This is a genomic window from Pseudomonas sp. BF-B-15 (assembly GCF_019946675.1).
In the GTDB taxonomy this organism is placed as follows: domain Bacteria; phylum Pseudomonadota; class Gammaproteobacteria; order Pseudomonadales; family Pseudomonadaceae; genus Aquipseudomonas; species Aquipseudomonas migulae.
Genome location: NZ_JAGYFZ010000084.1, coordinates 1 through 26,975 on the forward strand (window position 1 = coordinate 1; position 26,975 = coordinate 26,975).

The following is a 26,975-nucleotide window of genomic DNA, read 5'->3' on the forward strand; positions in this document are numbered from 1 at the left end:
GTCGATGCCATCGCCAGCAAGCCGGCTCCTACACAAGCGTTGCGGTGTTGCTTAGACGAACAACGACAACAGCAGAATGAAGCCAAGGCCCACGACAGACAGGATGGTTTCCATCGCCGTCCAGGTCTTGAAGGTTTCCGCTACGGTCATGTTGAAGTACTGCTTCACCAGCCAGAAACCCGCGTCGTTGACGTGAGACAGAATCAACGAACCGGCGCCGGTGGCCAGCACCAGCAGCTCACGGTTCACACCCGGAATCATCCCCACCACCGGCACCACGATGCCTGCGCCAGTAATGGTCGCCACGGTCGCCGAACCGGTCGCGATACGGATCACCGCCGCCACCAGCCAGGCCAGCAGGATCGGCGAGATTTGCGCGGCCACCGCCATGTTGCCGATGACATTACCCACGCCACTGGTCACCAGCATCTGCTTGAAGCCACCACCGGCACCGATGATCAGGATGATCGCGGCGGTTGGCGCGAGGCTCGCATCCAGCCATTTGAGCATCTGGTTGGAGCCAATGCCCTGCTTGTAACCGAAGGTGTACAGCGACAGCAGCAACGCCAGCAGCAGGGCCGAGATCGGGTGACCGATCAGGTCCATGAAGGTGCGGAAGAAGTTGCCGTCCGGCAGCACCACGTCGGCGAAGGTCTTGAGCAACATCAGGAACACCGGCGACAGCACGGTGATCAAGGTGATGGAGAAGCTCGGGAGATCGGCAGAATCGTTCTCACGCGCCAGTTGATCCACCAGCTCCTGGTTCGGATGGCCGGGAATGTATTTGGCAATGAAGGTGCCGTAGATCGGGCCGGCGATGATGGCCGTCGGCAGCGCAACGATCAGGCCGTAAAGAATGGTCTTGCCGATGTCGGCACCGAACACGCCGATGGCCAGCAATGGACCCGGGTGCGGCGGAACGAGCCCGTGCACGGCCGACAGACCGGCCAGCAGCGGGATACCGATCTTGATGATCGACACGCCGGTACGCCGGGCGACGATGAACACCAGCGGGATCAGCAGCACAAAACCGATTTCGAAGAACAGCGGAATGCCAACCAGGAACGCGGCGAACATCATTGCCCACTGCACTTTGTCCTTGCCGAACGCGCGAATCAGCGTCTGGGCAATCTGATCCGCCCCGCCCGACTCGGCCATCATTTTGCCGAGCATCGTGCCCAGCGCGAGGATGATGCCGACGAAACCGAGCACGCCACCGAAGCCGTCCTGGAACGCCTTGATGATGGTGCCGATCGGCATGCCGGAAGTCAGCCCGAGAAAGGCTGCGGCAATGATCAGGGCAATGAACGGGTGAAATTTGAACTTGGTGATCAGGACGATAAGCCCGATCACCGTGACCACTGCATCGAGCAGCAGGAACGTCTCGTGGGACATGCCAAACATTAGGGGTGTCTCCTGGTTGTTGTTGTTATTAAAACGGGTAATTCGAAAGCCATAAGGACAGCGCTATCTCTTCAAGCAAAATTTAACCGGCGCGTTTCAGGCCGTGTTCCAGCCACCAGGCGTGGGCTTGCTTCGCCAACTGGTCGACGCTGTGGTTCGAGGCGTCGAGGGCCAGGGTCAGCGGCTCGCCAACCGGGGATTCAAGGGTGGCGAACTGGCTGTCGATCAGGGTCGACGGCATGAAATGGCCCGGCCGATGGGAGACGCGATCGGCCGCCACTTCAGGCGTGAGCTCAAGAAACACAAAACCCAGGCCCGGCAAGGCGCTGCGCAATACTTCGCGGTAACTGTGTTTGAGGGCCGAGCAGGTCAACACCGGGCGCTGGCCCGTGGCGTCGACGCGGCGCAGTTCATCGCACAGGCTGTCGAGCCAGCCGGCACGGTCGTCGTCGTTCAGGGGGATACCCGCGCTCATCTTTTCGATATTGGCGGCAGGGTGGAAAGTATCGCCTTCAATGGCAGTCGCGCCGCTGAGCTGGCACAAGGCTTCGCTGACGCAGGTCTTGCCGCAACCGGCAACGCCCATGATGACCAGGGCGGTGATGGGATGATTCATGTAACACCTCAGCGCGCAGACAGCGCTACCTTTGCCAGTTATGACACTAGACGAAAAGTAGAAGTTGCCGACGCCTTCTTGTCATTTTTGTGGGTTGCAGCATGTTCGTTCCGGACGCCGAAAAGCGAGGTTCAGGCAAAACTCGCTTACGCATTTGCAGCTGCATCGGGACAGCGCTACCTTAGTGCCTTGAATTTTGTTTGGCAAGCCGCCCGATGACCTCTCCTAAAAACGATAAAAATACGCGAACCACTGGCCGTCCTACCCTCAATGAAGTAGCCCGACTGGCCGGCGTCAGCCCGATTACCGCCTCCCGCGCCTTGCGCGGCGTGAGCACGGTGGCCACCGAACTGGTGGAAAAAGTCCAGAAAGCCGCGCTTGAACTCAACTACGTGGTCAACCCCGCCGCCCGAGCGTTAGCCTCGGCCCAGAGCCATTCCGTGGTGGTTTTGGTGCCGTCGCTGTCCAACTTGCTGTTCATCGACACCCTGGAAGCCATTCATCAGGTTTTACGACCGAAGGGTTTCGAAGTGCTGATCGGCAACTTCCATTACTCGCGCGATGAAGAAGAAAACCTGCTGCGCAATTACATGGCCTATCAGCCGCGCGGTTTGCTGCTGACCGGGTTTGATCGCACCGAAAGTTCGCGGCGGATGATCGAGGCGAGCAATATTCCCTGCGTGTACATGATGGAACTCGACAGCGCTGCGGGCCTCAATTGCGTGGGTTTCTCGCAACTGGCGGCCGGCGAAACGGCGGCGGAGCATTTGCTGTCCCGCGGTCGCAAGCGTCTGGCGTACATCGGTGCGCAACTGGATCAACGCACGTTGCTGCGCGGCGAAGGGTTTCGCAAAGCCCTGCAAAAGGCTGGTCGGTATGACCCGGACCTGGAAGTGCTGACGCCCCGCGCCTCCTCCGTCGGCCTGGGTGGCGAGCTGTTCCTGCAACTGATCGCCAGTCATCCCGATGTCGACGCGATCTTCTTCGGCAACGACGACCTGGCCCAGGGCGCGCTGCTGGAAGCGATGCGCTGCGGGATCAAAATTCCCGAACAAGTGGCGGTCCTCGGTTTCAACGACCTGCCGGCCTCGGCGCACATGGTCCCGCGCCTGAGCAGCATCAACACCCCGCGCGAGGCAATTGGCCGGCGAGCGGCAGAGCAGATGCTGACGTTGATGGCGGGCAACACCGTGGCGAAACCGGTTCAGGACATGGGGTTCGAATTGAAGGTGCGCGAAAGCACGTAACTCTGTAGGAGCCGGCTTGCTGCGGGCGGCGTTCCGACGATGGCATCACCGCGTTGTATCTTATGAACCGAGGTGATGCGATCGCCAGCAAGCCGGCTCCTACAGGGGTATTCTGATCTTCCGGAAGCATCGAATCGCTAAAGGAGCTGCTCCATGGAACATGCACTGAAGATTCTCGGCAAAGCCTCGTCCATCAACGTCAGAAAAGTCCTGTGGACTTGCGACGAGCTGGGCCTTTCCTACGAACGCGAGGACTGGGGCAGCGGGTATGCGTCGACCCACAGTCCCGAATTTGTCCGGCTCAACCCCAACGCACAGGTGCCGGTGATCATCGATGAGGCCGGCGTGCTGTGGGAGTCCAATACCATCTGCCGTTACCTGGCCGGCAAACACCCACACGCCGAATTGCTGCCGCACGAACCGGCGGCGCGCGCCCGGGTGGAGCAGTGGATGGATTGGCAAGCCACCGATCTCAATTCGTCCTGGAGCTACGCGTTCACGGCACTGGTACGCAAAGACCCGGAGTTCCAGGACGCGCACCGGATTGCCACGGGCTTGCGCGGCTGGAATCAGAAGATGGGCATCCTCGAGCATCAGCTCGCGACCACCAAAGCCTATGTTGCCGGACCACGGTTCACGCTGGCCGATATCGTCATCGGGCTCTCAGTCAACCGTTGGCTGATGACGCCGATGGATCGACCGGACTTCCCGGCCATCGACGAATATTTCCAACGCCTGGCGCAACGCCCCGGGTTCCTCAAACACGGCTGCAACGGCCTGCCTTGATCGGTCGACCTCTGCCGTCGGGCGGCAAAGGTTGACCGCAACGCTTTCGTTTTCTGCACAAGCAAAAATATAACCAATTGAAAATAATAGGTTTTATTGCCTGGGCACGCTAATTGCTCAAGTCGCTACACCGCAAACACCTACAAGGTCTACTCATCATGTTGGTCAGTGCAAAGCAAAACCTAGTGACGCCGCTTCCCAAAAAGCCGGGCGACGAACCGACTGCGGACGCCGCCGCGGGTCTTCAAGGTGGCCTGCAAGCCGTGTTGATGCAGAGCGTGCAAAACAATATCCAGCTGCAAAACGTAAAGAACGATGGGAAGGTCCTGGCGTCTGCCTCCAAGCTCGCCACGGAACAGGTCAGCGCCGCCAATAAAATCAGCGACAACGTCGATGAAGCGTTCGCCAAGACTCGTGTCGCGCTGCAAGCCACCGATGCCTCGACAGTGCCAAAGGCCGGTGAAAGCACCGCCATGGCCGACTTCAAGGACTACATGAGCAAAACCCCGGAACAGCGGTTGCGCGACAGTATTCTGAAGGAGATGGGGATTACCGAAGAAGACCTGAAAGCCATGCCGCCGGAGAAACAACTGGCGGTCGGTAAAGAGATTGCCGAGCGTCTGCAAGACAAGATAAAACTGGCGCAGGCCGAGAAAGAAAACGGCAGCAGCAGTGAGAAAAGCGGCGCCCAAGTGGTCGACAAGTTCCTCGCATCGCTCTGACCACGCGGATGCTTCTGTAGGAGCCAGCTTGCTGGCGATGGCGATCTTCAGGACGCCATCGCCGGCAAGCCGGCTCCTACAGGGATCGTGACGGATTCTGGATTGTGGGTTCACCCAAGAACTGTAGGAGCCAGCTTGCTGGCGATGGCGTCCGCAAGATCGCTATCGCCGGCAAGCCGGGCTCCTACAGGTCAGCGTTTCAATTCAATTGCAGCGTTGAATTGAACTGGCTGATCGCGTCCACCACGTGCCGCGAGCCTTGCTGGATTTCCAGGATCACCTCCCCCGCCTCGTTCGCCAGTTCCACCCCAAGGCCGGTGCGGCTCAAGCTCGACTGCATGCTCGACACCGCGCTCAACGACAAATCGTGGTTTTTGCGCACCACGTCGACAATCTCCAGCGTCGCCTGGCTCGTGCGTGCCGCGAGGCTGCGAACCTCATCCGCCACCACGGCAAACCCTCGGCCGTGCTCCCCGGCCCGCGCCGCCTCGATGGCCGCGTTGAGCGCCAGCAGGTTGGTCTGGTCGGCAATCCCGCGAATGGTCTGAACGATGGTGCCGATGATGTCGGACTGTTTGCTCACCGCATCGATACTCAGCGCCGCTTCGTTCAAGTCTCTGGAAATGTCCTGGATGATCTGCACCGTCTGCTGCACCACCTGAGATCCCTTTTGCGCGCAGGCATCGTTCTGCACCGAAGTGCTGTGGGCCGACTCCGCAGCCGTTTGCAGCGTGGTCACTTGCTGCGTGATATCGCTGGCGAACTTCACCACTTTGTACAAACGGCCCTTGGCGTCGAACAACGGGTTGTAGGACGCTTCGAGAAAAATCGTATGACCGTGCTTGTCTCTGCGTTCGAAACGGTGCGAGTGATATTCGCCGCGATTCAGTGAAGCCCAGAACCCTTTGTAAGACGGCGATTCGGCTTCGGCGCGGTGGCAAAACAGGCTGTGATGCTGGCCGACGATTTCGTTGAGCGCGTAATGCGTGGTCTTCAGGAAGTTTTCATTGGCGGTAATTACATTGCCAGCGGGGGTGAATTCGATCACCGCCATCGAACGACCGATTGCCGCGAGCATGCTTTCGTTTTCGTGTTCCTTGTTCACCCTGTCCGTAATGTCGGTGGCGACTTTGATCACACTGCTGACTTGCCGGTCGGGACCGAAAACCGGCATGTAACTGGCTTCGAGCCAGATCTCCTTGCCGCCCTTGTTCAAGCGCAGGAAAGTCCCGCTGAGCGACTCGCCACGGGCCAGGTCACGCCACAATTTGGCGTAGGCTTCGCTGCGATAAAACGTTTCCTCACAAAAGATCCGGTGATGTTTGCCGCGCACTTCTTCGGCGCTGTAACCCATGGCTTTGCAAAAGTTGTCGTTGGCATCGAGCACGATGCCGTCAGGGGTGAACTCAATCATCGCCATCGAACGACTGACGGCCGCCAACTTGGCGTTGGCCTCGGTCAGCGCACAGCTGTAGCGCTCGATTTCCTGCAGGTCAGCCTTGTGATGTAGGTTAAACATGGTCGTATCACCCTAAGCGCGGTCGTTTGATTGATGAAAGTTCTTCGGTCTTTCAACGTATCCACCACAACGTTCCATGGAACAGGCACACGCATTCCTCCACGGGAGGAACTGTCAGGTGATCAATGATGTTGAATCGGAGAGTCCATGTGGCAACGCTCTTATCAAGACATCCGTCTCTTGATAGCCCGGGACCGGGCCAGCCCTAACGTTTTCATAAGTAACTCCCTTTATCGTAAAACTCCTTGCCGCTCGCATCGGTGCCTTGGGGTGCGCACTCTGAAGCGTGCATGCCGGCCTTCACATGGCGACCGACATGGTTCGTCAGGACTGAGCATAGCCAGCCGCAATAGGCTTGCAAGGCCACTAGTCGGCCAGTATTGAGGACAAAAACGGTTCAGCTTGATTCAGTGTTCAGCCAGCATGCTCAACAACGCCTGCACCGCTGCCGAGGGTTGTTTGTTTGCGGCGACCACCAAGGCAAACTCACGATCGATACGCGGTTTGACCGGCACCACACGCAGCCCCTGGAGATGGCTGGGCAAGGTCATTTCCGGCACCAGGGTGACCCCGATGTTTTCGCGCACCAGCGTGAACGCACTGCTCCACTCGCGGACCTCGACCCGAACGTCGCGCAATTGCAGACCGGCATCGGCGGCCAGGCTGCGGGCGTTGGTCGAACAGCCACCCGTGGCCAGCACAAACGGCTGGTCTGCCAACTCCGCGAGGGTGACGCCTTGCTCAATCGAGCGGCGTGCCAAGGGATGGCCACCGGGCAACACCGCGACCCAGGCATCGCACCCCAAACGCCCGGCATTGCGCTCCGGCGCCGGGTTCAGCACCACACCCACATCCACCAGGCCGGCGCCGAGCAGTGCTTCCACTTCATCGTCGCTGACTTCCAGCGCGACCACCTGAATGCCGGGGTAAAGCCGGCTGAATGTGCGCAGCAGCGGCGGCAGAAAGGTTGCCAGCACCATGGGAAAACTCGCCAGGCGAATCGTCCCGCGCTGGATGTCTTTCGCGGCATCGACGGTGCTGCGGATGTTTTCCAGGGCGCCGAGCATGGTCCGGGCCTGCTCGATGACCGGCAGGCCGATAGCGGTCGGCAGCGTTTGGCGATTCTCCCGAGTGAACAGCTGAACGCCGAGGGTTTCTTCGATCAGCGCCAACGCTTGGCTCGCGCCTGACTGGGTCATGCCGACCCGTTCGGCTGCGCGGGTAATGTTGCCCGTATCGGCCACTGCCACCACCATTCGCCAGTGCATCAGATTCATCATTGCAGTAGCTTTCCTTATGGCAGTTTTCTGAAAGATTAATTTTACCGAGGGCGCCGCGCACTATGACACTGGCGCAAATCCCCAACCAGAGCCCTGCCGATGAAGTTGTATTACGCCCCTCAAGCCTGCTCGCTGGCACCGCACATTGTGCTGCGTGAACTGGACCTGCCGTTCGAGTTGATCCGCGTCGATAACCACACCAAACGGACCGCGAACGGTACCGATTTCCTCGCAATCAACCCGAAGGGTTACGTCGCGGCGCTGCAACTCGACAACGGTGACGTGGTGACTGAAGGCCCGGCGATCCTGCAATACCTGGCGGACCTGCGACCCGAGGCGAACCTGGCGCCCGTGAACGGGACGTTCGAGCGAGTGCGGTTGCAGGAGTGGCTGAATTTCGTTTCGACGGAGATTCATGGCGGGCTGGGTTGGCTGTTCAACGCGCAGTTCCCCGAGGAGGTGAAAGCGCTGATCAAGGAGAAATTGTTCAAGCGCTTTGCGGTGTTGTGTCAGACGCTGGAGCGCCAGGATTATCTGCTGGCGGGTGGGTTCAGCGTTGCGGATGCTTACTTGTTTACGGTGTTGCGGTGGGCGCCATTGTTTGCGATAGATTTGGATCAGTGGCCGGCGTTGATGCGGTTTCAGGCGCGGGTTGTTTTGCGCCCGGCGGTGCAAGCGGCGTTGGCCGTGGAGTTGGTGTAAGGTTTTAGATTGATTCGCGGGCAAGCCTCGCTCCTACAGGATTAACGATACCTTTGTAGGAGCGAGGCTTGCCCGCGAAATCGATGTAACAGACGCCGAAAAATTACAAACTTGCACTCACCTTGGTCGCCACCTCACCCGGCACCCAACCCTTCCAGATCTGCGGCTGATCGCGCAAAAACGCTTCCGCCACCTGACGCGGTTGCTGGCGTTTTTCGCTCATCTGCGCCAGCGTCTGGTTCAGCAGATCGATCGGGAAATCGACTTTCTCGAAGAACGACACCAAGTCCGGATACTGCGTCTTGAACGGTGCAGACACGCCGATCGCCAAGCTCGCCGGCATCGAGCGCGTGCCTTTGGGGTTTGGGTTGTTGGCATCGGCCAGGGTCTTCCAGGCCTCGGCGTCGAACGGCGGCTCTTCGAGTTTCACCAGTTTGAAGCGCCCCAATAGCGGCGTCGGCGACCAGTAGTAAAACAACACCGGTTTGCCGCGACGGATCGACGAGGCCACTTCGGCATCCAGCGCCGCGCCGGAGCCGGTGCGGAAGTTGACGAAGCTGGTGGTCAGGTCGTAGGCCTTGAGTTTCTGACTGTTGACGATCTCCGAAGTCCAGCCGGTCGGGCTGTTGAGGAAGCGTCCGCGACTCGGGTCTTCGGGGTCGCGGAACACGTCTTTGTAGCGCGCCAGATCGGCGACGGATTTCAGCTCCGGCGCCAGCGGTTTGATCCCGCGCTCCGGGTCGCCCTTGATCACGTATTCCGGCACCCACCAGCCTTCGGTGGCGCCTTTGACGGTGTCGCCCAGCCCGAACACTTTGCCTTCCGACGCCGCCTTGACCCACGCCGGACTGCGCCCGGCCCACTCTTCGCCGATCACTTGAATGTCGTTCTTGGCCAATGCCGCTTCGAGGCTGACGGTGCTGCCCGGCAAAGTGTCGGTCGGGTAGCCGTAACCTTTTTCGACGATCAGCCGCAGGATCTCGGTGATCAGGCTGCCGCTTTCCCAGGTGATGTCACCAAAGTGGATCGGCTTGGTTTGTTCCGCGGCGGGAACGTGGGTCGCCACAAGGCTCAGGGCCAGCAGCGAACTGCCGAGCAGGGTTTTGATCGATTTCATGCGGACCTCTGGTGCAAGGGTTCATTGGCGCTGTGCTGGGCGCACAACGCTTGGGAGCGGGTCATGTAGACGCTGACCGAGCGCTGGGAAATGCCCAGTTCGGCAGCGATTTGCGGGTACGTCAGGCCATCGATGCGCGACAACAGAAACGTCGCCCGGACTTTGCCCGGCAAACGCTCAAGCGTTCGGTCGAGGCGGTGCAACGCCTGAGTCAGTTGCAGCAATTCCTCGGGCGAGGACGCTTGGGGCTGATCGAGGTGTTGCAGTTGATCGAGGTGCTGACGCTCCAGATCGCGACGGCGCCAGAGCTGATAAATCAACCGGCGGGCGATGGTGGTGAGCAAGGCGCGGGGCTCGCGGATCGGGGTCAGACCCGGCGATTCGAGCAGTTGCACGAAGGTCTCGGCGGCGATGTCTTCGACGCTGGAACTGGCCCCGAGAAACTGGCGCAACCGAGCGCACAGCCAGGGGTAATGGGCGCGGAACAATCCGCCCACATCGTTTCGATGGGATACGTCGGTGCCGGACATAGAGGCTCCAAGGGTTAGGGTCGCTGAATGTCCGGTGGTCCGGTGAGGCGAATCCTAGCAAGGAGCCTTATTCTTTAATAATACTTAAAATGCATTTTTATATTCCATCAAGGAATTAACGTTATGTTTGATAGATTGCCTTCGCGGGCAAGCCTCGCTCCTACAGGTGCAGCGCTAGACCTGTAGGAGCGAGCGGTGCGGCGGTCCGACTTGCCCGCGAAGGCGATCTCTACTCAACGCAACCGCCCAAACCCCAACGCCTCGGCTTCCTGCTGATAATCGAGAACGATTTGATAGTCGCTCTCGCTGGCCGGCAACACCTCGTGCAACCCGAGGATTTCGGCGACATCGGGCAATTCCCGCAGCGTCTCGTTCATCACCTGCCGCAGCGCCTCCACCTGTTCATCGGTCGCCGTCGCAACGGTGATATACGGCAAGGTCGGGCTGAACGCGCTACGCACCACCACGCGCAATCCCGCCACGTCCTCTTCGGCGTGCCGCGCCAGGTAGGCGAAGGTCACGCTGTCGATGGCGGCGAGGTCGGCTTGATCTTCACGCAGCCAGCGCAGGCTCTCGCGGTGGCTGCCGCTGATGCCGACGCTGGCGAAGAACTGCCCGTCGCGGTGCAACGGCGCGATTCGTTGACGCAGCAGGTTCATGCCGCTGTTGGAGTCTTCGCCGTTGATCACGCCACGGCTGCCGAAAAACGCGGGCAAGGTCCGGCGTGAATCATCGGCACGGCTCAGCAGCAGGCTGCAATGGTTGCCGCTGCTGCTGTCCGGCAGTTCGTAACGAGGCCGGCCGATAACCCGAACCTGGCCGCGCAATGCGGTCATCAGCGGATAGCCGCAGGTTTGGGTCAGCAGCAACTGCGGGGACAGCCACAGGTCCATCAGCGACAGCCCTTCGGCGTTGCGGCGGGTGGCGCCCAGACGTTCGAGGATTCGCGTCAGCCAACGCTCGTTGGCCTGGCGGATGGGTTCGGGGGCGACGTACATCAGTAATTCGGTGATGTGTTGAGTCATCAAAATCTCTCAAACAACAAACATCTACTGTAGGAGCCGGCTTGCCGGCGATGGCGGCGTATCAGTCCCATCAATGCAACATGACACACCGCCATCGCCAGCAAGCTGGCTCCTACAGGGGAATGTATTGGCAATCAGTGGAAGGGGTGTTTCGGGCTGTCGATCGCCTTTATCCCGTTCTCACGCCACAACTGAGCATAACCCTGCACCAGAAACCCGCCGCTGCGCGCCACCCATTGCTCGCGGCGCGCGTGGTAGGCGCGGGGCAAGTCGTACCAGGGCAGACCCGGCAAGTCGTGATGCACCAGATGAAAATTCAGGTTCAGGAACAGCCAGCGCCATGGCCAGCCGGCTTCATTGAGCACGGTGCGTTGCTCGGGTTGCGCATGGGGACGGTGCTCATAGTAGGAGCGGATCATTGCAATCGACAGCGCCGGCACGCTGATCAGCAACAGGTAATGCCACACCGGCACCACGCTGTAATGGGCGATGAACAGCAACATCGACACGGTCAGTGCGCCGTGGGTCAGCCACATCAACCAGGCCTGACGATCACCCGATTTCAGGCGCAGCAGTTCTTCGCGCGCCAGCGCCAGCAAGGCCAGCGGCGCACCGATGATGAAGCGTCCGAGTACGGTTTTGTTCAACCAATGCAGGCTCTGTTCGAACACGGAACTGCCCTGCCACCGCTCGGCACTCAGGTAACGGCTTTCCGGATCGATGCCCGGCAAGGTCAGGTCTTCGTCGCGGTGATGCAGCAGATGGCTGTCGCGATACAACGTGTAGGGGTACCAGACGGCGAACGGTGCGTAGCCGAGGATTTTGTTCAGCGTGGTCCAGCGGGTGGGATGACCGTGGAGCAATTCGTGCTGCACCGACAACCACAGCACCACCAGCGGAATCAGCAGCAACGTGCTCCACCAGACGCCCAATCGATTGCTGGCCAGCATGATGCCGAACCAGCCGCCGTACACGCCGATCAGCAGCAACCAGGTCGGCCACTCGGTGCGAGCGGTCAGGCGTTGGCGCAGGGTTTCGATTTCTTCTCGGTGGGCACTATCGAAGTAATGGGGCATGGCGTTGCTCAGATCGGGGACCAGTCCCCTTCTGTGCAATGGCATCGGGAAATCTTGCAGATTATTTTGCCCCCCTCCTGTAGGAGCTGGCTTGCCGGCGATGGACTCTCAGACACCGCGTTTTTTTCTATGTAAACGCGTCATCGTTAAGGGCCATCGCCGGCAAGCCGGCTCCTACAGGGGGGCGTGCGTTTCATGCTTACCGCTTAATGGCCGAACACACCCACCTTCTTGGCCTTCTTGTCCGCGCGTTTTTCATCGGCGGTTTTCGCCGGTTTCTTCTTCGCTGCTTTTTTTGAATCCATGCCTTTGGCCATGATACGTACTCCACTCATACGGGATGTGAGATCAGGTATACACCTATCCCCGGCCGCCCGTTCTTTTATAATCGCCCGCTTTGCGCACACACAGACCCGCCCCATGACCGACACTCAATACACCTTGCTCGACGAGCCGTTATGGCCCCTGATGAACAAGTTTTATCGCGCTCACCAATCGTCGATGAAAGCGGTCCGCGACGCTCAATTGTGGGTGGCCCGGCGCAACGAGATCATTGCGGCGCTGTGCTTGCGTCCGGTCTCGGGCGGGCATTGGTTGACTGGTTTGTTTGTCGACCCGGCCTGTCGTGAACAAGGGATCGCAGCGGCGCTGATTGCCGAAGCGGTGAACGGTCTCGACCAACCGGTGTGGCTGTTCTGCCACCCGGACTTGCGGGGTTTTTATGAGCGTCGCGGGTTTACCTTCGATCCGCCCATGCCATACGCGATGGTCGAACGCTTGAGCCGTTATGCGCGCAGCAAACCGATGATTGCGATGGGGCTGGAGCCGGTTGGATAGACATGAAGATCAACTGTAGGAGTGAGCCTGCTCGCGATGAGGCCGTGACAGTCAATACTTTTGGTGACTGACACGCCGCAATCGCGAGCAGGCTCGCTCCTACAGGGTTTGACGGTGAGGTCAATCGTCGGCGTTGGGATCTAGATCCGGAAACATCACTTCGGTGAACCCGAATTTACTGAAGTCGGTAATCCGCGACGGGTACAACCGGCCGATCAGGTGATCACATTCGTGCTGCACCACACGGGCGTGAAACCCCGAAGCGATGCGCACGATCGGCTCGCCTTTCGGGTCAAAACCTTCATAGCGAATTTGCTGATACCGACTCACCGCGCCGCGTAATCCCGGCACCGACAGGCAGCCTTCAAACCCCTCTTCCATCACCGGGCTCAACGGCGTGATCAGCGGATTGATCAGGATCGTCTGCGGCACCGCTTCAGCGTCCGGATAACGCTCGCTGTGCTCGAAGCCGAAGATCACCAGTTGCAGGTCAACGCCGATCTGCGGCGCGGCCAGGCCCACCCCGCCGACGCTTTCCATGGTCTGGAACATGTCGTCGATCAGTTGCCACAGCTCGGGGCTGTCGAACATCTCGGCGGGGACCGGCGGCGCAATGCGCAGCAGGCGCTCGTCGCCCATTTTCAGGATTTCACGGATCATTTGATGACTTCGTCAGTGGGTGGTTTCACCGAGTGATCCCGGCCCAGTCCGGAAACGTGATGTTTCTCTTCGTGGACAGGACCGTGCTCGCCGGGGACCTTTTCGCCAGGGTCCTTGCCTTCGGTCGACATGTGTTCGATCACCGCATTCATTTCCGCGCCGAGCAACAGCACCGCCGCGGAAATGTAGAAGTACAGCAACAGCACGATGATCGCGCCGATACTGCCATACATGGCGTTGTAGTTGGCGAAGGTCTTGACGTAAAACGCAAAGCCCAACGACGCGATGATCCACACCACCACCGCCAGCACCGAGCCTGGGGTGATGAAACGAAACTCCTGTTTGACGTCGGGCATGACGTAATAGATCAGCGCCACGGCAATCATCATCAGGATCACGATGACCGGCCAGCGAGCGATGGTCCAGACCGTGACAATAAAGTCTTCAAGGCCGACCTGCGCGGCGATCCAGCCCATCACTTGCGGCCCGAGCACCATCAGTGCGGCGGCAATCAGCAACATCCCGGCAATGCCGATCGTATAGAAAACCGACAGCGGAAAACGCTTCCAGAACGGCCGGCCTTCGACCACGTCATACGCGGCGTTCATCGCGCTCATCATCAGTCGCACGCCGGCCGAGGCCGTATACAGTGCGATGACGATACCGACCGAGAGCAAGCCCCCCTTGGATTGCTGGAGCTGGTCGATCACCGGGTTCACCTGCTCCAGCGCCTGGGGCGGCAGGACCAGTTCCGATTGCAGGCGCAGCCAGGAAAAGAAGTCCGGCAGGTGCAGGAAACCGATCAGGGCAATCAGAAAAAGAATGAAGGGAAACAACGAAAACAGCATTTGATAGGCCAACGCCGAGGCATAGGTCGACATCTCGTCGGCGACGAACTCGGTGACCGTGCGCACCATCACGCGATGGAGGGGCACACCTTTCATGTCCGGGAAAATCATTAGCGTCTCCTTTCGCCGCAATGGGGTTGAAGTCGTGGCGACTCAGGGGCCGTTTTCTACATCAAAGTAGCCTACTTGGCGACTTTGAAACAATTTCCGTGTGCAAGTTCAGACTGACACAAAAACGACATTTCATCGTTCCGTGCAGGTTGGGCTTTATGTTTGCCGACCAACCCCCGAGAATGCGCAACGTATTCAGGCCACGGCCCTGAAGATCCAATCCCGTAGGAATGTTATGAAACTCGATAAAAAGCAGGCCATTGCCCGCAGAAACCAGGAACTCGGCGGTGCTGTGCTTGGCGTCAACAACTGCCATTTCGCCGAATTGAACCGTAACCGCAACATCTGGTGGTTCGATCTCCCGGTGGCGCGCCTGGCCATTGGTCAGTACGAATGGATTCACCTGCTGATGCACACGCCGGACACCGACGAACTGCTGCACCTGAAAGTGCCGACGGTGTTCCTGCGCGAGAAGCTCGAAGGGCTGGTGGTGCGTAACCAGGGCAAGCGCAAGGCTGCGCTGAGCCTGGAACTGAGTGCGGACAAGGATTCGTACCTGCAGGACATGCGCCCGGCGGGCACCAACGTCAATTTCGCGCCGTTCCGCCAATAACATTGTAGGAGCCGGCTTGCCGGCGATGGCGGTACATCTGGCACATCAATATTTACTGACACACCGCTATCGCCGGCAAGCCGGCTCCTACAGGTCCAACAAAAAGCCCCGCATCTGCGGGGCTTTTGTTTGTTACGCGCCTACTTTCTTCGCGTTGATCTTCTTCAGCTCTTCATCACGCAATTCCCGACGCAGGATCTTGCCAACGTTGGTCGTCGGCAGCGCATCGCGGAACTCGACGGCTTTCGGCACTTTGTAGCCGGTGACGTTCGCACGCATGTGCTCCATCACTTGCTCCTTGGTGAGGGTCACGCCCGGTTTGGCGACGATGAAAATCTTGATCGCCTCGCCCGACTTTTCGTCCGGCACGCCGATGGCCGCGCATTGCAGCACGCCCGGCAGGGTCGCGAGCACGGCTTCGAGCTCATTCGGGTACACGTTGAAACCGGACACCAGGATCATGTCTTTCTTGCGATCGACAATGCGCATGTAGCCGTCAGGCTGGATCAGCGCGATGTCACCGGTCTTCAACCAGCCTTCGCTGTCGAGCATTTCGTCGGTGGCTTCCTGACGCTGCCAGTAGCCCTTCATCACCTGCGGACCTTTCACACACAGTTCGCCGATTTCGCCCAACGGTTGTTCAACGCCGGCATCGTCGATGACTTTGCACAGGGTCGACGGCACCGGAATGCCGATGGTGCCGATCTGGATATTCTGGATCGGGTTCACGGTGGCCACCGGGCTGGTTTCGGTCATGCCGTAACCTTCGCAGATAGCGCAACCGGTGACCGCTTTCCAGCGTTCGGCCGCGGCCAGTTGCAGGGCCATGCCGCCCGACAGGGTGACTTTCAGCGCCGAGAAATCCAGCTTGCGGAAGCCTTCGTTGTTGCACAGGGCCACGAACAGCGTGTTCAGGCCGACAAAGCCGCTGAACTTCCACTTCGACAGTTCCTTGACCATCGCCGTCAGGTCGCGCGGGTTGCTGATCAGGATGTTGTGGTTGCCGATCAGCATCATCGCCATGCAATGGAAGGTGAAGGCATAGATGTGGTACAGCGGCAGCGGCGTGATCAGGATCTCGCAACCTTCATTCAGGTTGGAACCCATCAGCGCCTTGCACTGCAACATGTTGGCGACGAGGTTGCGATGGGTCAGCATCGCGCCCTTGGCCACGCCGGTGGTGCCGCCGGTGTATTGCAGCACTGCCACGTCGCTGCTGGCCGGGTTGGCTTCAGCCACTGGCTGGCCATGGCCCTTGCTCAACACGTCGTTGAACTTGATGGCTTTGGGCAGGTGATACGCCGGGACCATCTTCTTCACGTACTTGATGACGCTGTTGATCAGCAGGCGCTTGAGCGGCGGCAGCAGGTCGGCGACTTCGGTGACGATGACGTGCTTGACGCCGGTTTTCGGCACGACGGCCTCGGCCAGATGCGCCATGTTGGCCAGGCAGACCAGGGCTTTGGCACCGGAGTCGTTGAACTGGTGTTCCATTTCCCGCGCGGTGTACAGCGGGTTGGTGTTGACCACGATCAGCCCGGCGCGGATGGCACCGAACACAGCGACCGGGTACTGCAAGACGTTGGGCAGTTGCACGGCGATTCGATCGCCCGGCTGCAAGTCGGTATGCTGTTGCAGGTAAGCGGCAAAGGCACCGGACAATTCGTACAGTTCACCGTAGGTGATTGTCTTGCCCAGGTTACTGAATGCCGGCTTGTCGGCGAAGCGTTGGCAGGACTGTTTCAACACTGCCTGAATATTCGGATACTCGTCCGGATTGATGTCGGCAGCAATCCCGGCAGGGTACTTATCCTTCCAGAAGTCTTCGATCATGGAAGCCCACTCCTCAGCAACGCGAATTCAAATACCGCATTTGATGCGATTATTATTGGTGTTTGATTATTGGTGAGTCTGGGCTTTTTACAGAGGCCGAGAGGTCACAAAGCGCGCCGAGAGTAGCAGCTTTGCCAAGGGCCGACTAGAGCCAAAAGCGGCCTCTACAGTCACATTAGTGACTCAAGAATGACAAGCGGTCATTTTAGAGCAAAAAACCTATATGTCGCTGAAAGCCCCGAAAAACGGGGCTTCCGCCTTAAAAGCTTCGCGGGCAAGCCTCGCTCCTACAGGTTTTGTGTCGTTCATGACCTTATGAACAACACTGACCTTGTAGGAGCGAGGCTTGCCCGCGAACCGCGCGAAGCGCGGCCATTTATCGGTTACGCGATATCCCGCAACTCCCGCCGCAGAATCTTGCCCACCGGCGTCATCGGCAACGACTCACGCAACACGATGTGCTTGGGCACTTTGTACGCGGTGAAGTTTTCCTTGCAGTAAGCCTTCAACTCTTCAAGGCTGACCCCCGATTCACGCGCCACCACAAACAACTTCACCGCCTCGCCCGAACGTTCGTCCGGCACACCGATGACGGCGCAGTTGGCGACTTTCGGGTGAGCCATCACCACGTCTTCGATTTCGTTCGGGTACACGTTGAAACCCGAGACGATGATCATGTCTTTCTTGCGATCGACGATGCGCACAAAACCGTCCGGGTCGATCACCGCGATGTCGCCGGACTTGAACCAGCCTTCGGCATCCAGCACTTCGGCGGTGGCTTCGGGTTTCTGCCAGTAGCCCTTCATGATCTGCGGGCCCTTGATGCACAGTTCGCCGCGCTCGCCCAACGGTTGCTCGACGCCTTCGTCGTTGATGACTTTCAGCGTGGTGCCCGGCACCGGCAGGCCGACCGTGCCGATCCGCGATTTGTCGCCGTACGGGTTGGTGCAGGCCACCGGCGAGGTTTCGGTCAGGCCGTAACCTTCGGTGATGCGGCAACCGGTCAGTTGCTCCCAGCGCTCGGCGGTGGCCTTGACCAGCGCAGTGCCGCCGGAGTTGGTGAGCTTGAGGCTGGAGAAATCCAGGGTCTTGAAGTCCGGGTGGTCCATCAACGCGACGAACAGCGTGTTGAGCCCCAGCAACGCCGAGAACCGCCAGTTTTTCAGCTCCTTGATAAAGCCCTTGATGTCTCGTGGATTGGTGATCAGCACGTTGTGGTTGCCGGTCACCATCATGCACATGCAATTCGCCGTGAATGCATAGATGTGGTACAGCGGCAGCGGCGCGATCATCACTTCCTGCCCCTCGCGCAACAACGGCTGACCGTCAGCGCCGAACTGGCCGAGGCAGGCGCGTGCCTGCTGCATGTTCGCCACCAGGTTGCCGTGGGTCAGCATTGCGCCCTTGGCCAGCCCGGTGGTGCCGCCGGTGTATTGCAGCACGGCAATATCGTTGAGGCCGGCGTTCAACGGCTTGATGCCCAGCCCCCGGCCCAGACGCAGCGCGCTCCTGAAGGAGATCGCCTGCGGCAAGGCGTAGTCCGGGACCATTTTCTTGACCTTGCTGACCAGGGTGTTGACCAGCCAGCCCTTGGCGGCAGGCATCAGGTCGCCCATTTTCGCTTCGATCAGGTACTGGATGTCGGTGTCGGCCAGCACTTCCTGGACCTTCTGCCCGAATACGTTCAGGTAAACCAGTGCCCGGGCACCGGAATCCTTGAACTGATGACGCATTTCCCGCGCGGTGTACAGCGGGTTGGTGTTGACCACGATCAGCCCGGCGCGCAACGCACCGAACACGGCAATCGGGTAATGCAGGACGTTGGGCATCTGCACCGCGATGCGATCGCCGGGCTCCAGGTCGGTATGGGCTTGCAGGTAACCGGCGAACGCGGCGCTGTAGCGTTCCAGTTCGGCGTAGGTCAGGGTGACGCCCATGTTGCTGAAGGCCGGGCGGTCAGCAAATTTTTTGCAGGAACGCTCGAACACCTCGATCACCGACTTGTAAGCCCCTTGTTCGATGTCCAGGGGTACGCCGGCCGGGCGTTTGTCATTCCAGAAATCAGGTTGCATTGTTCTTGTCCTCTTTACCTGAACCTATCCGGGGCCGCTTTTGTGTCACCTTTGAAAAAGCGGAGCTTCACGGACACTAGCAGCTATGGCGAATCAGGCAAATATGCCAACAACCGTCATTGACCGTGTGAATCTCGGTGCCGTGGTGCGGCCTGATCAGACGGCAAGCGCAGGATGCGCTATACAATGGGCCGAGCCCATGCAAAGGAATCGCCATGATCCACGACACCTTCTGGCTGACCGCGAGTGACCGCAGCCGCCTCTTCGTCAACCAGTGGCTGCCCGCAGCGCCGTTGAAAGCGGTGATCCTGCTGGCCCACGGCATGGCCGAACACAGCGGTCGCTATGCGCGCCTGGCAGAAAAGTGCTGCGCACAGGACTACGGTGTGTACGCGCCGGACCTGCGTGGACATGGCAAAACTGCCGAAAACGGGACACTCGGTCATTTCGCCGACGACGATGGCTGGTGCAAGGTGGTCGGCGACCTCGCCAGCCTCAATCAGCACATTGGCCAGCATCATCCCGGCGTACCGATCGTGCTGCTCGGCCACAGCATGGGCAGCTACATCGCCCAGGCTTATCTGCTGCATCACAGCGCCAGCCTGCACGGCGCGGTGCTCAGCGGTTCGAACTTCCAGCCCGTGGCGCTTTATCGCGCGGCGCGGCAGATTGCCCGCCTGGAACGACTGCGCCAAGGGCCGAAGGGCCGCAGCGCGCTGATCGAATGGCTGTCGTTCGGCTCGTTCAACAAGGCCTTCAAACCCGCCCGCACCCGGTTCGACTGGCTCAGCCGCGACCCGGCGGAGGTCGATCTGTACGCCAACGACCCGCTCTGCGGCTTTCGCTGCACCAACCAACTGTGGATCGATTTGCTCGGCGGCTTGCAGCAAATCAGCAAAGCGTCCAATCTCGCTCAGATCGATCCGGGCCTGCCGTTGCTGGTGATAGGCGGTGAATGTGATCCGGTGAGCGAAGGCAAGCGTCTGAAAGATCTGGCCGATGCGCTACGCGCCGCGGGCAGCCAGAGCCTGCAACTGACGATTTACCCGCAGGCACGGCACGAACTGTTCAACGAGAGCAACCGCGATGAGGTGACGGCCGATGTGCTGGGCTGGATCGCACAAGCCCTGAGCCACCGCCGCCCGCCCCGATCCGAATAGTTTTTTGTGGTTTTTTTATTTGTCACAGGAATTGAAACAGATGACCCAGGTTACCAACACCCCGTACGAAGCCCTCGAAGTCGGCCAGACCGCCAGCTACAGCAAGACGGTCGAAGAGCGTGACATTCAGCTGTTCGCCGCCATGTCGGGTGACCACAACCCGGTGCATCTGGACGCCGAATTCGCCGCCGGCACCATGTTCAAGGAACGCATCGCGCACGGCATGTTCAGTGGCGCGTTGATCAGCGCTGCAGTTGCCTGCGAGTTGCCTGGGCCGGGGACTATTTATATCGGTCAGCAGATGAGCTTTCAGAAGCCGGTGAAGCTTGGCGATACGCTGACGGTGCGCCTGGAGATTCTGGAGAAGTTGCCGAAATTCCGTGTGCGCATTGCCACCCGTGTGTTCAACCAGCGCGATGAGTTGGTGGTGGATGGCGAGGCGGAGATTCTGGCGCCGCGTAAACAGCAGACCGTGACGTTGACTAGTCTGCCGGCGATCAGCATCGGCTGAGTACGGCGCTCAACTGTAGGAGCCGGCTTGCTGGCGATGCGTACGCCTCGGTATCTCAGGGAAACCGCGTTGATCCCATCGCCAGCAAGCCGGCTCCTACAGTGGCTGCGATCTTTTGATCTTATCGCCCCTCCTGCACCTGCACACTCGCCGTCATCCCCGAACTCAAATTGATCCCCTCGGGCACCTTGTCCAGTTTGATTCGCACCGGAATCCGTTGTGCCAGTCTCACCCAGTTGAATGTCGGTTCCACCTCTGCCAACAACTGCCCATCCGGCGTGGTGTTGCGATCGGTAATCCCGCGACTGATGCTTTCCACCTGCCCTTCCAGCGCCTCTCCCGCGCTCATCAACCAGACCTTCACCGGATCGCCGACGCGAATCCGCGGCAGTTTGGTTTCTTCGAAATACGCCTGCACATAAAACGTTGAATCATCGATCAACGCCATCACCGGTTGCCCGGCATTCACGTAATTGCCCTGGGCCAGGCGCAGGTTGGTGATGTGGCCGCTGCGGGGTGCGTGGACCTGACTGCGGGCAAGATTGAGTTCGGCGACCTTGGCTTCGGCCTGGGCTTCACGCAGTTCGCCACGAGCGATGCCGGCGTTGATTTGCGCATTTTCGCGCAGCTCGGCACTGATCGCTTGCGGCCCGAGGCTGGCGCGACGGCTGGCTTCGCGCTCACGCAGGTTGAGTTGCTGTTGACGGGTTTGCACCACCGCTTGCGCCTTCTCCAGCGCCGCTTCGAAACGGTCGCGGTCAATGCTCAATAACAGATCGCCGGCCTTCACCGGCTGGTTGTCGAAGGCCTTGAGTTCACGCACCCAGCCCGACACATCCGGGGCGATGACCACCACGTCGGCGCGAATCCGCGCGTCCCGGGTCCACGGCGTGAGCATGTAGTACTGCCACAAATGGAAACCGGCAAAAATCGCCAGCGCCACCAGGCACAGGGTTACCGCGACACGCACGGGTGTACGCATGTTCAACTCCTTATAAAGGTCCGAGGACGACGGTGATCAGGGTCAATACACAGACGTACAAGGCGCAATCGAATAACGCTTCGTGCCAGATCCAGCGACCGGCCGGGGTCAGGCGCAGCAGCAGGCGCAAGACCCCGGTGACCAGCAGCGCCAGCACCACATAAATCAGAAACGGGCTGAGCAGCACGCCGCCCACCGACCATTCACGCAAGCCCATGGCTTTGCTCCTGTTGATGGCACCAGGCGCGCCAGCTGTTCTGCAATTGCAGCACCGCGCCCTGGGCCAGTTTCACCGGGTCGCTGGGTGGCAACGCGTACAAGGTTTTCAAGAATTCTTCGCTGGGTTGTTCCAGCGCATCCGCGCAGTGGCCGGCCGGGCCTTGTTCGAGGATGTTTTCCAGTTGTTCGAGATAACGCCGCTGCGCGGCATTGACCGGTGCCTGCGCCGCCGCCAGGCTCAAGCGCAAATGCAGCAGCTCGTCACCAATATCGAGACCGAGCAAGCCGTCGTCCCAGCGGCTGCGCGCCGGTTCCGGCAGTTCCGGGTAGTGCCGCGCCAGTTGCAGCAAGCGGTCGGCCATGCGTCCGCCGAACCAGCTTTCGGCACCGCGCAGATTGCGTCGGGTCAGGCGCACCAGATCGTCGAGGGTCGCCGCCAGCAAACGCCGACCGTGCCACGTCGGGTTGCGCAGGATCAGCAAGTGGAAGGCCAGCACCGCCGCCCCGACGCCCACCACCATGGCTTGAGCGCTGTTGAAGAACGTCGCGACATCAAACTTCATCGCGTTGAGCGGTGACACCAGCACGATGAAATGCAGACAGAACGACGTGGCCGTGGCGCCGATCTGCGGCCTGGCCATGCCCAGCGCACCGAAAAACAACGGCACGCCCATGCCCATGCAGAGCAGCGCAAAACCACTCCATTGCGGCAGCAGAATCTGCCCGACAAAAAACGCCGCCGGGATCGCCAGAAAAATCCCGCGCATGAAACTCATGCCAATTTGCGCGCCGTTTTCGCGACTGGCGAACAGGCTGCACACCACACACGTCAGCACCAATGCGCCCGACGCGGCGGGCCATGCAGTGGCCAGCCAGAAACACGACACCACCAGAAACGCCAAGGCACTGCGCGCGCCGAACACCAGCGCCAACGACAGGTCGCGATGCGGTGTCAGGGTGCGCGGCGGGTCGACCGCTTCCTTGCCCTCCTCCACCGCCGTCAATGCCGCGCTCGCCGCCATCGCGGTATCCATCAGCAGGGTGAAACGGACCAGGCAGTAACTCTGCGCAGAGCTGATCTGCGGGTCATGGCTGGCGTCGAGCAAGCGCGGGCGCAAGGTTTGCAGCATTGCGGTGTCCGGGCTGGCGAGCGCTTGCTGAACCTCGTTCATCCACGGCATCAATTGCTCGGCTTCCTGCGGTTCAAGCTGCTTCCACTGCCGGCGCACCGAGCGTGCGATGCGCAGCAACATCAACAGTTTCTGGCTCAATCCGCTGATGGCCCGCGCACGTTGCCGACCCAGCCCGCCTTCGAACCAGGCATGTTCGCGCTGAGCATCCACCGCGACGATGCGACCGAGGATTTCCAGCAGCCCCTTGCGCGCCTGACCGTCGCCGGCCAGGGTTGCGCGTGCGGCGTTCATCCCACTCTCCCACGCCGTTCGCGCCTGATCCGCCAGTTGCCGCTCGACCCGCATCGGCCATAGCAGCGCGCTGGCGGCGGTGGCGCAGAGAATGCCCAGACAGATTTCCGTGCAGCGCGCCACGGCTTGGTCGAACACCGTCAGCGGGTGGCTGATGGCGGGTAATGCGATGATCGCCACCGTGTAACCGGCCAGCACAAACGAATAGGACCAGGCACTGCGCAGCAGCGTCGAACTCGCCGTACACAACCCGAGCCACAACGCCAATGCCAGCAAAAACAGCCACGGCGTCTGGGCGAACAGGCCCATGAACACCACCGACATGAACGTCCCGATCAGCGTCCCCAGCAGCCGCGCCAAACCCTTTTGCACCACCATCCCGGACAACGGTTGAGCGACGATGAACGCTGTCATCAACGCCCAGGCCGGTTGCTCCAGGCCCCAGCGCAATGCCAGCCACAATGCCAGGCCGCCACCGAGTAACGTCTTGATCGCGAACTGCAAGGCGCGGCGGTCAGGCGCGAATAAAGCCTGCAAAGTGATAGGCACGTAAAGCACTCTTGAAAGGACGATTTAACGATAGTCGGGTTCATCGAAGTGACCGGTAAATCAAATTATTAGCTGGCTATCTATCAGGCGTCCAGCGCTAAAACCCAGGCACAAAAAAACGCCAGGCTGGCTGGCGTTTTTGACAGGCTTTACGCGCTTACGAGCGTGCGCGAGCCTGGTTGCGCAGGGCTTTCACCTGATCGTGATTGCGTTGCACACCGTGATACTGACGTTCAACCAGGTCACGAATGCCCACCAGGTTGTGCTTGTTGATTTTCTCGATGGCTTCCCGGTAAGCCTTCAGTGCATGGTCTTCACCGCGTTCGGCTTCGTTCAGAACGGCTTCTTCATCCTTGCCGGTGAATACTGATTTCACGTCGACCCAGCGGCGGTGCAGGTCACCACTGACGCTGGTGGAAGTTTCCGGATCGCCGCCCATCGAACGCACCGCAGCCTGCAGTTCGGAAGCCGCAGTGGCGCAGTCGGTCGAGCGAGTGATGAACAGTGTTTTCAGTTCTGGATGCTTGATGTCTTCAGCGCAGGTCTTGAACCCTTCCTGACCGTCTTTGCTGGTTTCAATCAGGTCGTTGAGTACAGAGATCGCTTCTTTATTAATGTCGGTCATTTTTCAATTCCTTGCGGGTTGATGAAAGATGCAATAGGTATTGCACCCTGCATGCCAGCCTTGAACTGATAATTTATTTGTTAATTTTCAACAACTTAGTTTTAAAGAGAAAATCTGTATCCGTTTTTTTTGCATGATCTGTCAATTGGCCTGCATGCAGAATGCCTGTATTTTCCAAGGCTGTTGAATCAAGACGATCGATTGATGAACCCTGAAAAACTCGAACTGCTGATTACCCGCGAAATGCCCTTCGGCAAATACAAGGGCCGCATCATTGCCGACCTGCCCGGCCCCTACCTGAACTGGTTTGCCCGGGAAGGTTTCCCCCATGGCGAACTGGGCGGACTGCTGGCCCTGATGCAGGAGATCGATCACAACGGCTTGTCGGAACTGCTTGAACCGCTGCGCGCCAAACACGGCAAACCCGCCCCTCGCCACTGAGCCGTCCCCATGCCCGATAACACCCGCCGTGCCCGTGATGAAATGTTCTGGCAAACCTTTGCCGACCGCTATGCCGTCGAACCCGGCCCGATCAACCTCGAGAACGGTTACTTCGGCCGCATGTCGCGCACGGTGATCGAGGAATACCAGCGCAACATCGAACTCATCAACCGCGGCAACTCGGTGCATGTGCGCCAGCGTTTCGAACAGGGTGAAAACCTCGCGATCGTGAAACGTCTCGCCGACCTGATGGGCGTAACAACCGAATCCGTCGCCTTCACCCGCAACGCCTCGGACGGTTTGCAATCGCTGATCCGCAATTACAATCGCCTGCAACCCGGTGATCAGGTGCTGATCTGCGACCTGGAATACGACACGGTCAAAGGCGCCATGCGTTGGCTGGCCCGGCATCGCGGCGTGGAAGTGATCGAGATCGAACACGCCCACCCCGCCAGTTTCGACAGCCTGCTGGCGACTTACCGCGACGCCTTCGTGCGTTACCCAAAGCTCAAATTGATGGCCCTGACTCACGTCACTCACCGCACCGGCCTGGTGATGCCGGTGCAGGCGATTGCGGCCGCCGCCAGGGAACACGGGATCGACGTGATCCTCGACGGCGCCCATGCGCTCGGCCAGATCGAGTTCAGCCTCGATGACCTCGGCATCGCGTTCGCCGGTTTCAACCTGCACAAGTGGATCGGTGCGCCGCTGACCCTGGGCTTCATCTACATCGCCCCGGAGCGCCTTGCCGACATCGACCCGGACATGGGCGAGATGCATTTCCCGATCACCGACATTCGCGCCCGCACGCCGTACAGCACACCCAACATCCCGGCGTTGCTGACCCTGCCGCTGGTGTTCGAAGAACATCGGGCGATGGGCGGTTCCGCCGCCAAGGGCGCCCGGCTCAATTACCTGCGCAACCGCTGGGTCAGCGCCGTACGTGACTTGCCGGGCATCGACGTCATGACCCCGGACGATCCGCGACTGTATTGCGGCATCACGTCGATGCGCTTTACCCGGCATGCCGACCAACAAGCGATGGCCGGGCGGCTGCTCAAGGACTTCAACCTGTTTACCGTGGTGCGCAGCGGCGCAGCGAGTGGCCCGTGCATCCGCATCACGCCGGGGCTGACCACCACTGCAGCAGACATGGATGCGCTGAGCGAGGCACTGAACGAGCTGCGCTGACATCACACGGTGTACTTGTCAAAGTCCTCCGGCTTGAGCTGTGATGAAATCGCGAACGTGTCGATGCCAATGGTCATCTGCCCGAAAAAACCGTCTTCTTTCGAATCTCGACCGAGGGTGTGAACGTTCAGGGTCGAGGCTTCGCCGCCCATGCTGGTGTAGAAATAGTCTTCGTCGTTGGTCAGCGCGGTGACGGTTCGGCCGCTGTATTCCCTGGCATTGAGCACCGAGCGCGAGGCCACTTCGGGGAAGTACAGTTGGCCGACCCAGGCAACGTGGCGCTCTTCGAGATAGTTGTTGCCGGCGGTCACTCGAATCGCGACGTGTATGTGCAGCGCGCGACCGGCATAGAACCCAGGATAGATCGTGGTGAAACGCACGATGCCCTTCTGGTCGGTGAATTGCCCGCCGCGCAGATACGTTTCGTCGTCGGTACGCGGGATCGCGCCGATATCGCCGACATCGACTTCCTTGTCCGGGTTGACTTTGCTCCACCCCGAATAGGCACCGCGGGCATTGCAATGCCAGATATCGACGATGGCCCCGTTGACGGGCTCACGGGTCATTGCATCGATGATCGTCAATCGCAGCACCAGCGGAATACCGTCCAGGCCTTCGCTGATGTTTCGTCTGATCAGTTTCGGGTTGCGAAAATACGGACCGGCGATCTGTTCGGGTGACAGCAGGTAAGCCGGTTGTGCGGATGTCACTGAGGTGTTGTCGTCCATGACGTTCTCTCTTCCATAAGATGAACGCAGGTTAACGCGGGACCGGCGGCGAGATGCGGTAACTATGTATCGCATGATGTCCTGTAGGAGCGAGGCTTGCCCGCGAAGGCGTCGATACAGTCAGCATCGGATGTGACTGGGCTGACG

General features: G+C 59.8%; 27 protein-coding genes and 1 pseudogene. 10 read left to right on the top strand and 18 right to left on the bottom strand.

Annotated features, from left to right (window positions below; all coding sequences use genetic code 11):
• Positions 1-51: 51 nt before the first annotated feature.
• On the bottom strand, positions 52-1,404 hold the full coding sequence (locus tag KGA97_RS22500) for a GntP family permease (protein ID WP_008038555.1): 1,353 nt from the start codon (positions 1,402-1,404) through the stop codon (positions 52-54).
• A gap of 82 nt (positions 1,405-1,486) precedes the next feature.
• Entirely contained in the window at positions 1,487-2,020 is a 534-nt protein-coding gene (locus KGA97_RS22505) for a gluconokinase (RefSeq protein ID WP_192229135.1), read from the bottom strand.
• A 215-nt stretch (positions 2,021-2,235) separates the two neighbouring features.
• Between KGA97_RS22505 and KGA97_RS22510 the strand changes: the two genes are divergently transcribed.
• The 3 genes from KGA97_RS22510 to KGA97_RS22520 all read left to right on the top strand — a co-directional run bounded on the left by KGA97_RS22510 (position 2,236) and on the right by KGA97_RS22520 (position 4,775).
• Complete coding sequence (locus KGA97_RS22510) at positions 2,236-3,267, top strand: LacI family DNA-binding transcriptional regulator (protein WP_008032586.1); 1,032 nt, start codon at positions 2,236-2,238, stop codon at positions 3,265-3,267.
• Between the two features lie 153 nt (positions 3,268-3,420).
• Positions 3,421-4,053 (top strand): glutathione S-transferase family protein, encoded by a 633-nt coding sequence (locus KGA97_RS22515; protein ID WP_008038561.1) that lies wholly within the window; start codon positions 3,421-3,423, stop codon positions 4,051-4,053.
• Between the two features lie 158 nt (positions 4,054-4,211).
• Positions 4,212-4,775, top strand: a complete 564-nt coding sequence (locus KGA97_RS22520) for a hypothetical protein (protein WP_008038562.1) — start codon at positions 4,212-4,214, stop codon at positions 4,773-4,775.
• Between the two features lie 199 nt (positions 4,776-4,974).
• Here KGA97_RS22520 and KGA97_RS29655 read toward each other — a convergent pair whose 3' ends face one another.
• The 3 genes and pseudogenes from KGA97_RS29655 to KGA97_RS22535 all read right to left on the bottom strand — a co-directional run bounded on the left by KGA97_RS29655 (position 4,975) and on the right by KGA97_RS22535 (position 7,574).
• Positions 4,975-5,544 (bottom strand): methyl-accepting chemotaxis protein, encoded by a 570-nt coding sequence (locus KGA97_RS29655; RefSeq protein WP_268945229.1) that lies wholly within the window; start codon positions 5,542-5,544, stop codon positions 4,975-4,977.
• Positions 5,518-6,294 (bottom strand): annotated as a pseudogene (locus KGA97_RS29660) (PAS domain-containing protein); the annotation flags it as partial. The pseudogene KGA97_RS29660 and the gene KGA97_RS29655, both read right to left, overlap by 27 nt.
• A 407-nt stretch (positions 6,295-6,701) precedes the next feature.
• Positions 6,702-7,574: a LysR family transcriptional regulator gene (locus KGA97_RS22535; protein WP_223481529.1), complete on the bottom strand. Its 873-nt coding sequence runs from the start codon at positions 7,572-7,574 to the stop codon at positions 6,702-6,704.
• Between the two features lie 99 nt (positions 7,575-7,673).
• Here KGA97_RS22535 and gstA point away from each other — a divergent pair, with 99 nt between their 5' ends.
• Entirely contained in the window at positions 7,674-8,276 is a 603-nt protein-coding gene (gstA, locus tag KGA97_RS22540) for a glutathione transferase GstA (protein ID WP_223481530.1), read from the top strand.
• A 103-nt stretch (positions 8,277-8,379) separates the two neighbouring features.
• Here the strand turns inward: gstA and KGA97_RS22545 are convergent, their stop codons facing one another.
• From KGA97_RS22545 to KGA97_RS22560, 4 genes are all read right to left on the bottom strand, one after another.
• Positions 8,380-9,393, bottom strand: coding sequence for an ABC transporter substrate-binding protein (locus tag KGA97_RS22545; protein WP_008033013.1), 1,014 nt, complete (start codon positions 9,391-9,393; stop codon positions 8,380-8,382).
• Entirely contained in the window at positions 9,390-9,923 is a 534-nt protein-coding gene (locus KGA97_RS22550) for a sigma-70 family RNA polymerase sigma factor (RefSeq protein ID WP_223481531.1), read from the bottom strand. The genes KGA97_RS22545 and KGA97_RS22550 overlap by 4 nt, the downstream gene beginning before the upstream one ends.
• 233 nt (positions 9,924-10,156) lie before the next feature.
• Positions 10,157-10,948, bottom strand: coding sequence for a phosphate/phosphite/phosphonate ABC transporter substrate-binding protein (locus KGA97_RS22555; RefSeq protein ID WP_223481532.1), 792 nt, complete (start codon positions 10,946-10,948; stop codon positions 10,157-10,159).
• 134 nt (positions 10,949-11,082) lie between these two features.
• Positions 11,083-12,024 (bottom strand): fatty acid desaturase, encoded by a 942-nt coding sequence (locus KGA97_RS22560; RefSeq protein ID WP_223481533.1) that lies wholly within the window; start codon positions 12,022-12,024, stop codon positions 11,083-11,085.
• Positions 12,025-12,444: 420 nt separating this feature from the next.
• On the opposite strand from KGA97_RS22560, the gene KGA97_RS22565 reads away from it, so the two are divergent.
• Positions 12,445-12,861, top strand: a complete 417-nt coding sequence (locus KGA97_RS22565) for a GNAT family N-acetyltransferase (protein ID WP_192229125.1) — start codon at positions 12,445-12,447, stop codon at positions 12,859-12,861.
• Between the two features lie 120 nt (positions 12,862-12,981).
• Here KGA97_RS22565 and def read toward each other — a convergent pair whose 3' ends face one another.
• Together def and KGA97_RS22575 are read right to left on the bottom strand one after the other, a co-directional pair.
• Positions 12,982-13,521, bottom strand: a complete 540-nt coding sequence (gene def / locus KGA97_RS22570; RefSeq protein WP_008032999.1) for a peptide deformylase — start codon at positions 13,519-13,521, stop codon at positions 12,982-12,984.
• Positions 13,518-14,480, bottom strand: a complete 963-nt coding sequence (locus tag KGA97_RS22575) for a YihY/virulence factor BrkB family protein (RefSeq protein ID WP_008032998.1) — start codon at positions 14,478-14,480, stop codon at positions 13,518-13,520. The genes def and KGA97_RS22575 overlap by 4 nt, the downstream gene beginning before the upstream one ends.
• Positions 14,481-14,715: 235 nt before the next feature.
• On the opposite strand from KGA97_RS22575, the gene KGA97_RS22580 reads away from it, so the two are divergent.
• Positions 14,716-15,093, top strand: coding sequence for a hypothetical protein (locus KGA97_RS22580; RefSeq protein WP_008032995.1), 378 nt, complete (start codon positions 14,716-14,718; stop codon positions 15,091-15,093).
• Between the two features lie 132 nt (positions 15,094-15,225).
• Here KGA97_RS22580 and fadD1 read toward each other — a convergent pair whose 3' ends face one another.
• Together fadD1 and fadD2 are read right to left on the bottom strand one after the other, a co-directional pair.
• The gene (fadD1, locus tag KGA97_RS22585; protein ID WP_223481534.1) at positions 15,226-16,926 is read right to left on the bottom strand and encodes a long-chain-fatty-acid--CoA ligase FadD1; all 1,701 of its coding nucleotides are present in this window, start codon (positions 16,924-16,926) and stop codon (positions 15,226-15,228) included.
• A 383-nt stretch (positions 16,927-17,309) separates the two neighbouring features.
• Positions 17,310-18,998 carry a long-chain-fatty-acid--CoA ligase FadD2 gene (gene fadD2, locus KGA97_RS22590; protein ID WP_008032992.1) on the bottom strand — a complete coding sequence of 563 codons (1,689 nt, stop codon included), beginning with the start codon at positions 18,996-18,998 and terminating at the stop codon, positions 17,310-17,312.
• Positions 18,999-19,213: 215 nt separating this feature from the next.
• On the opposite strand from fadD2, the gene KGA97_RS22595 reads away from it, so the two are divergent.
• Both KGA97_RS22595 and KGA97_RS22600 read left to right on the top strand, forming a co-directional pair.
• Positions 19,214-20,158, top strand: coding sequence for an alpha/beta hydrolase (locus tag KGA97_RS22595; protein ID WP_008032991.1), 945 nt, complete (start codon positions 19,214-19,216; stop codon positions 20,156-20,158).
• A gap of 40 nt (positions 20,159-20,198) precedes the next feature.
• On the top strand, positions 20,199-20,669 hold the full coding sequence (locus tag KGA97_RS22600; RefSeq protein ID WP_008032990.1) for a MaoC family dehydratase: 471 nt from the start codon (positions 20,199-20,201) through the stop codon (positions 20,667-20,669).
• Between the two features lie 121 nt (positions 20,670-20,790).
• On the opposite strand, the gene KGA97_RS22605 is transcribed toward KGA97_RS22600, so the two are convergent.
• The 4 genes from KGA97_RS22605 to KGA97_RS22620 form a co-directional block, all read right to left on the bottom strand.
• Positions 20,791-21,651: an HlyD family secretion protein gene (locus KGA97_RS22605; protein WP_192229123.1), complete on the bottom strand. Its 861-nt coding sequence runs from the start codon at positions 21,649-21,651 to the stop codon at positions 20,791-20,793.
• Positions 21,652-21,661: 10 nt separating this feature from the next.
• Positions 21,662-21,868 (bottom strand): DUF1656 domain-containing protein, encoded by a 207-nt coding sequence (locus KGA97_RS22610; protein WP_008032988.1) that lies wholly within the window; start codon positions 21,866-21,868, stop codon positions 21,662-21,664.
• Positions 21,855-23,843: an FUSC family protein gene (locus KGA97_RS22615; protein WP_223481535.1), complete on the bottom strand. Its 1,989-nt coding sequence runs from the start codon at positions 23,841-23,843 to the stop codon at positions 21,855-21,857. The genes KGA97_RS22610 and KGA97_RS22615 overlap by 14 nt, the downstream gene beginning before the upstream one ends.
• Positions 23,844-24,000: 157 nt before the next feature.
• On the bottom strand, positions 24,001-24,468 hold the full coding sequence (locus KGA97_RS22620; RefSeq protein WP_207285449.1) for a ferritin-like domain-containing protein: 468 nt from the start codon (positions 24,466-24,468) through the stop codon (positions 24,001-24,003).
• A gap of 204 nt (positions 24,469-24,672) precedes the next feature.
• Between KGA97_RS22620 and KGA97_RS22625 the strand changes: the two genes are divergently transcribed.
• Both KGA97_RS22625 and KGA97_RS22630 read left to right on the top strand, forming a co-directional pair.
• On the top strand, positions 24,673-24,909 hold the full coding sequence (locus KGA97_RS22625; protein ID WP_003213031.1) for a DUF3820 family protein: 237 nt from the start codon (positions 24,673-24,675) through the stop codon (positions 24,907-24,909).
• Positions 24,910-24,918: 9 nt separating this feature from the next.
• Positions 24,919-26,100: an aminotransferase class V-fold PLP-dependent enzyme gene (locus KGA97_RS22630; protein ID WP_223481536.1), complete on the top strand. Its 1,182-nt coding sequence runs from the start codon at positions 24,919-24,921 to the stop codon at positions 26,098-26,100.
• A 2-nt stretch (positions 26,101-26,102) separates the two neighbouring features.
• Here the strand turns inward: KGA97_RS22630 and KGA97_RS22635 are convergent, their stop codons facing one another.
• Positions 26,103-26,828 carry an intradiol ring-cleavage dioxygenase gene (locus KGA97_RS22635; protein ID WP_223481537.1) on the bottom strand — a complete coding sequence of 242 codons (726 nt, stop codon included), beginning with the start codon at positions 26,826-26,828 and terminating at the stop codon, positions 26,103-26,105.
• Between the last annotated feature and the right edge of the window lie 147 nt (positions 26,829-26,975).

What these genes read in the sequence shown, in the direction of transcription:
- KGA97_RS22500 (WP_008038555.1), bottom strand. Translation starts at nt 1,404, where the DNA reads ATGTTTGGCATGTCCCACGAGACGTTCCTGCTGCTCGATGCAGTGGTC.
- KGA97_RS22505 (WP_192229135.1), bottom strand. Translation starts at nt 2,020, where the DNA reads ATGAATCATCCCATCACCGCCCTGGTCATCATGGGCGTTGCCGGTTGC.
- KGA97_RS22510 (WP_008032586.1), top strand. Translation starts at nt 2,236, where the DNA reads ATGACCTCTCCTAAAAACGATAAAAATACGCGAACCACTGGCCGTCCT.
- KGA97_RS22515 (WP_008038561.1), top strand. Translation starts at nt 3,421, where the DNA reads ATGGAACATGCACTGAAGATTCTCGGCAAAGCCTCGTCCATCAACGTC.
- KGA97_RS22520 (WP_008038562.1), top strand. Translation starts at nt 4,212, where the DNA reads ATGTTGGTCAGTGCAAAGCAAAACCTAGTGACGCCGCTTCCCAAAAAG.
- KGA97_RS22535 (WP_223481529.1), bottom strand. Translation starts at nt 7,574, where the DNA reads ATGATGAATCTGATGCACTGGCGAATGGTGGTGGCAGTGGCCGATACG.
- gstA (WP_223481530.1), top strand. Translation starts at nt 7,674, where the DNA reads ATGAAGTTGTATTACGCCCCTCAAGCCTGCTCGCTGGCACCGCACATT.
- KGA97_RS22545 (WP_008033013.1), bottom strand. Translation starts at nt 9,393, where the DNA reads ATGAAATCGATCAAAACCCTGCTCGGCAGTTCGCTGCTGGCCCTGAGC.
- KGA97_RS22550 (WP_223481531.1), bottom strand. Translation starts at nt 9,923, where the DNA reads ATGTCCGGCACCGACGTATCCCATCGAAACGATGTGGGCGGATTGTTC.
- KGA97_RS22555 (WP_223481532.1), bottom strand. Translation starts at nt 10,948, where the DNA reads ATGACTCAACACATCACCGAATTACTGATGTACGTCGCCCCCGAACCC.
- KGA97_RS22560 (WP_223481533.1), bottom strand. Translation starts at nt 12,024, where the DNA reads ATGCCCCATTACTTCGATAGTGCCCACCGAGAAGAAATCGAAACCCTG.
- KGA97_RS22565 (WP_192229125.1), top strand. Translation starts at nt 12,445, where the DNA reads ATGACCGACACTCAATACACCTTGCTCGACGAGCCGTTATGGCCCCTG.
- def (WP_008032999.1), bottom strand. Translation starts at nt 13,521, where the DNA reads ATGATCCGTGAAATCCTGAAAATGGGCGACGAGCGCCTGCTGCGCATT.
- KGA97_RS22575 (WP_008032998.1), bottom strand. Translation starts at nt 14,480, where the DNA reads ATGATTTTCCCGGACATGAAAGGTGTGCCCCTCCATCGCGTGATGGTG.
- KGA97_RS22580 (WP_008032995.1), top strand. Translation starts at nt 14,716, where the DNA reads ATGAAACTCGATAAAAAGCAGGCCATTGCCCGCAGAAACCAGGAACTC.
- fadD1 (WP_223481534.1), bottom strand. Translation starts at nt 16,926, where the DNA reads ATGATCGAAGACTTCTGGAAGGATAAGTACCCTGCCGGGATTGCTGCC.
- fadD2 (WP_008032992.1), bottom strand. Translation starts at nt 18,998, where the DNA reads ATGCAACCTGATTTCTGGAATGACAAACGCCCGGCCGGCGTACCCCTG.
- KGA97_RS22595 (WP_008032991.1), top strand. Translation starts at nt 19,214, where the DNA reads ATGATCCACGACACCTTCTGGCTGACCGCGAGTGACCGCAGCCGCCTC.
- KGA97_RS22600 (WP_008032990.1), top strand. Translation starts at nt 20,199, where the DNA reads ATGACCCAGGTTACCAACACCCCGTACGAAGCCCTCGAAGTCGGCCAG.
- KGA97_RS22605 (WP_192229123.1), bottom strand. Translation starts at nt 21,651, where the DNA reads ATGCGTACACCCGTGCGTGTCGCGGTAACCCTGTGCCTGGTGGCGCTG.
- KGA97_RS22610 (WP_008032988.1), bottom strand. Translation starts at nt 21,868, where the DNA reads ATGGGCTTGCGTGAATGGTCGGTGGGCGGCGTGCTGCTCAGCCCGTTT.
- KGA97_RS22620 (WP_207285449.1), bottom strand. Translation starts at nt 24,468, where the DNA reads ATGACCGACATTAATAAAGAAGCGATCTCTGTACTCAACGACCTGATT.
- KGA97_RS22625 (WP_003213031.1), top strand. Translation starts at nt 24,673, where the DNA reads ATGAACCCTGAAAAACTCGAACTGCTGATTACCCGCGAAATGCCCTTC.
- KGA97_RS22630 (WP_223481536.1), top strand. Translation starts at nt 24,919, where the DNA reads ATGCCCGATAACACCCGCCGTGCCCGTGATGAAATGTTCTGGCAAACC.
- KGA97_RS22635 (WP_223481537.1), bottom strand. Translation starts at nt 26,828, where the DNA reads ATGGACGACAACACCTCAGTGACATCCGCACAACCGGCTTACCTGCTG.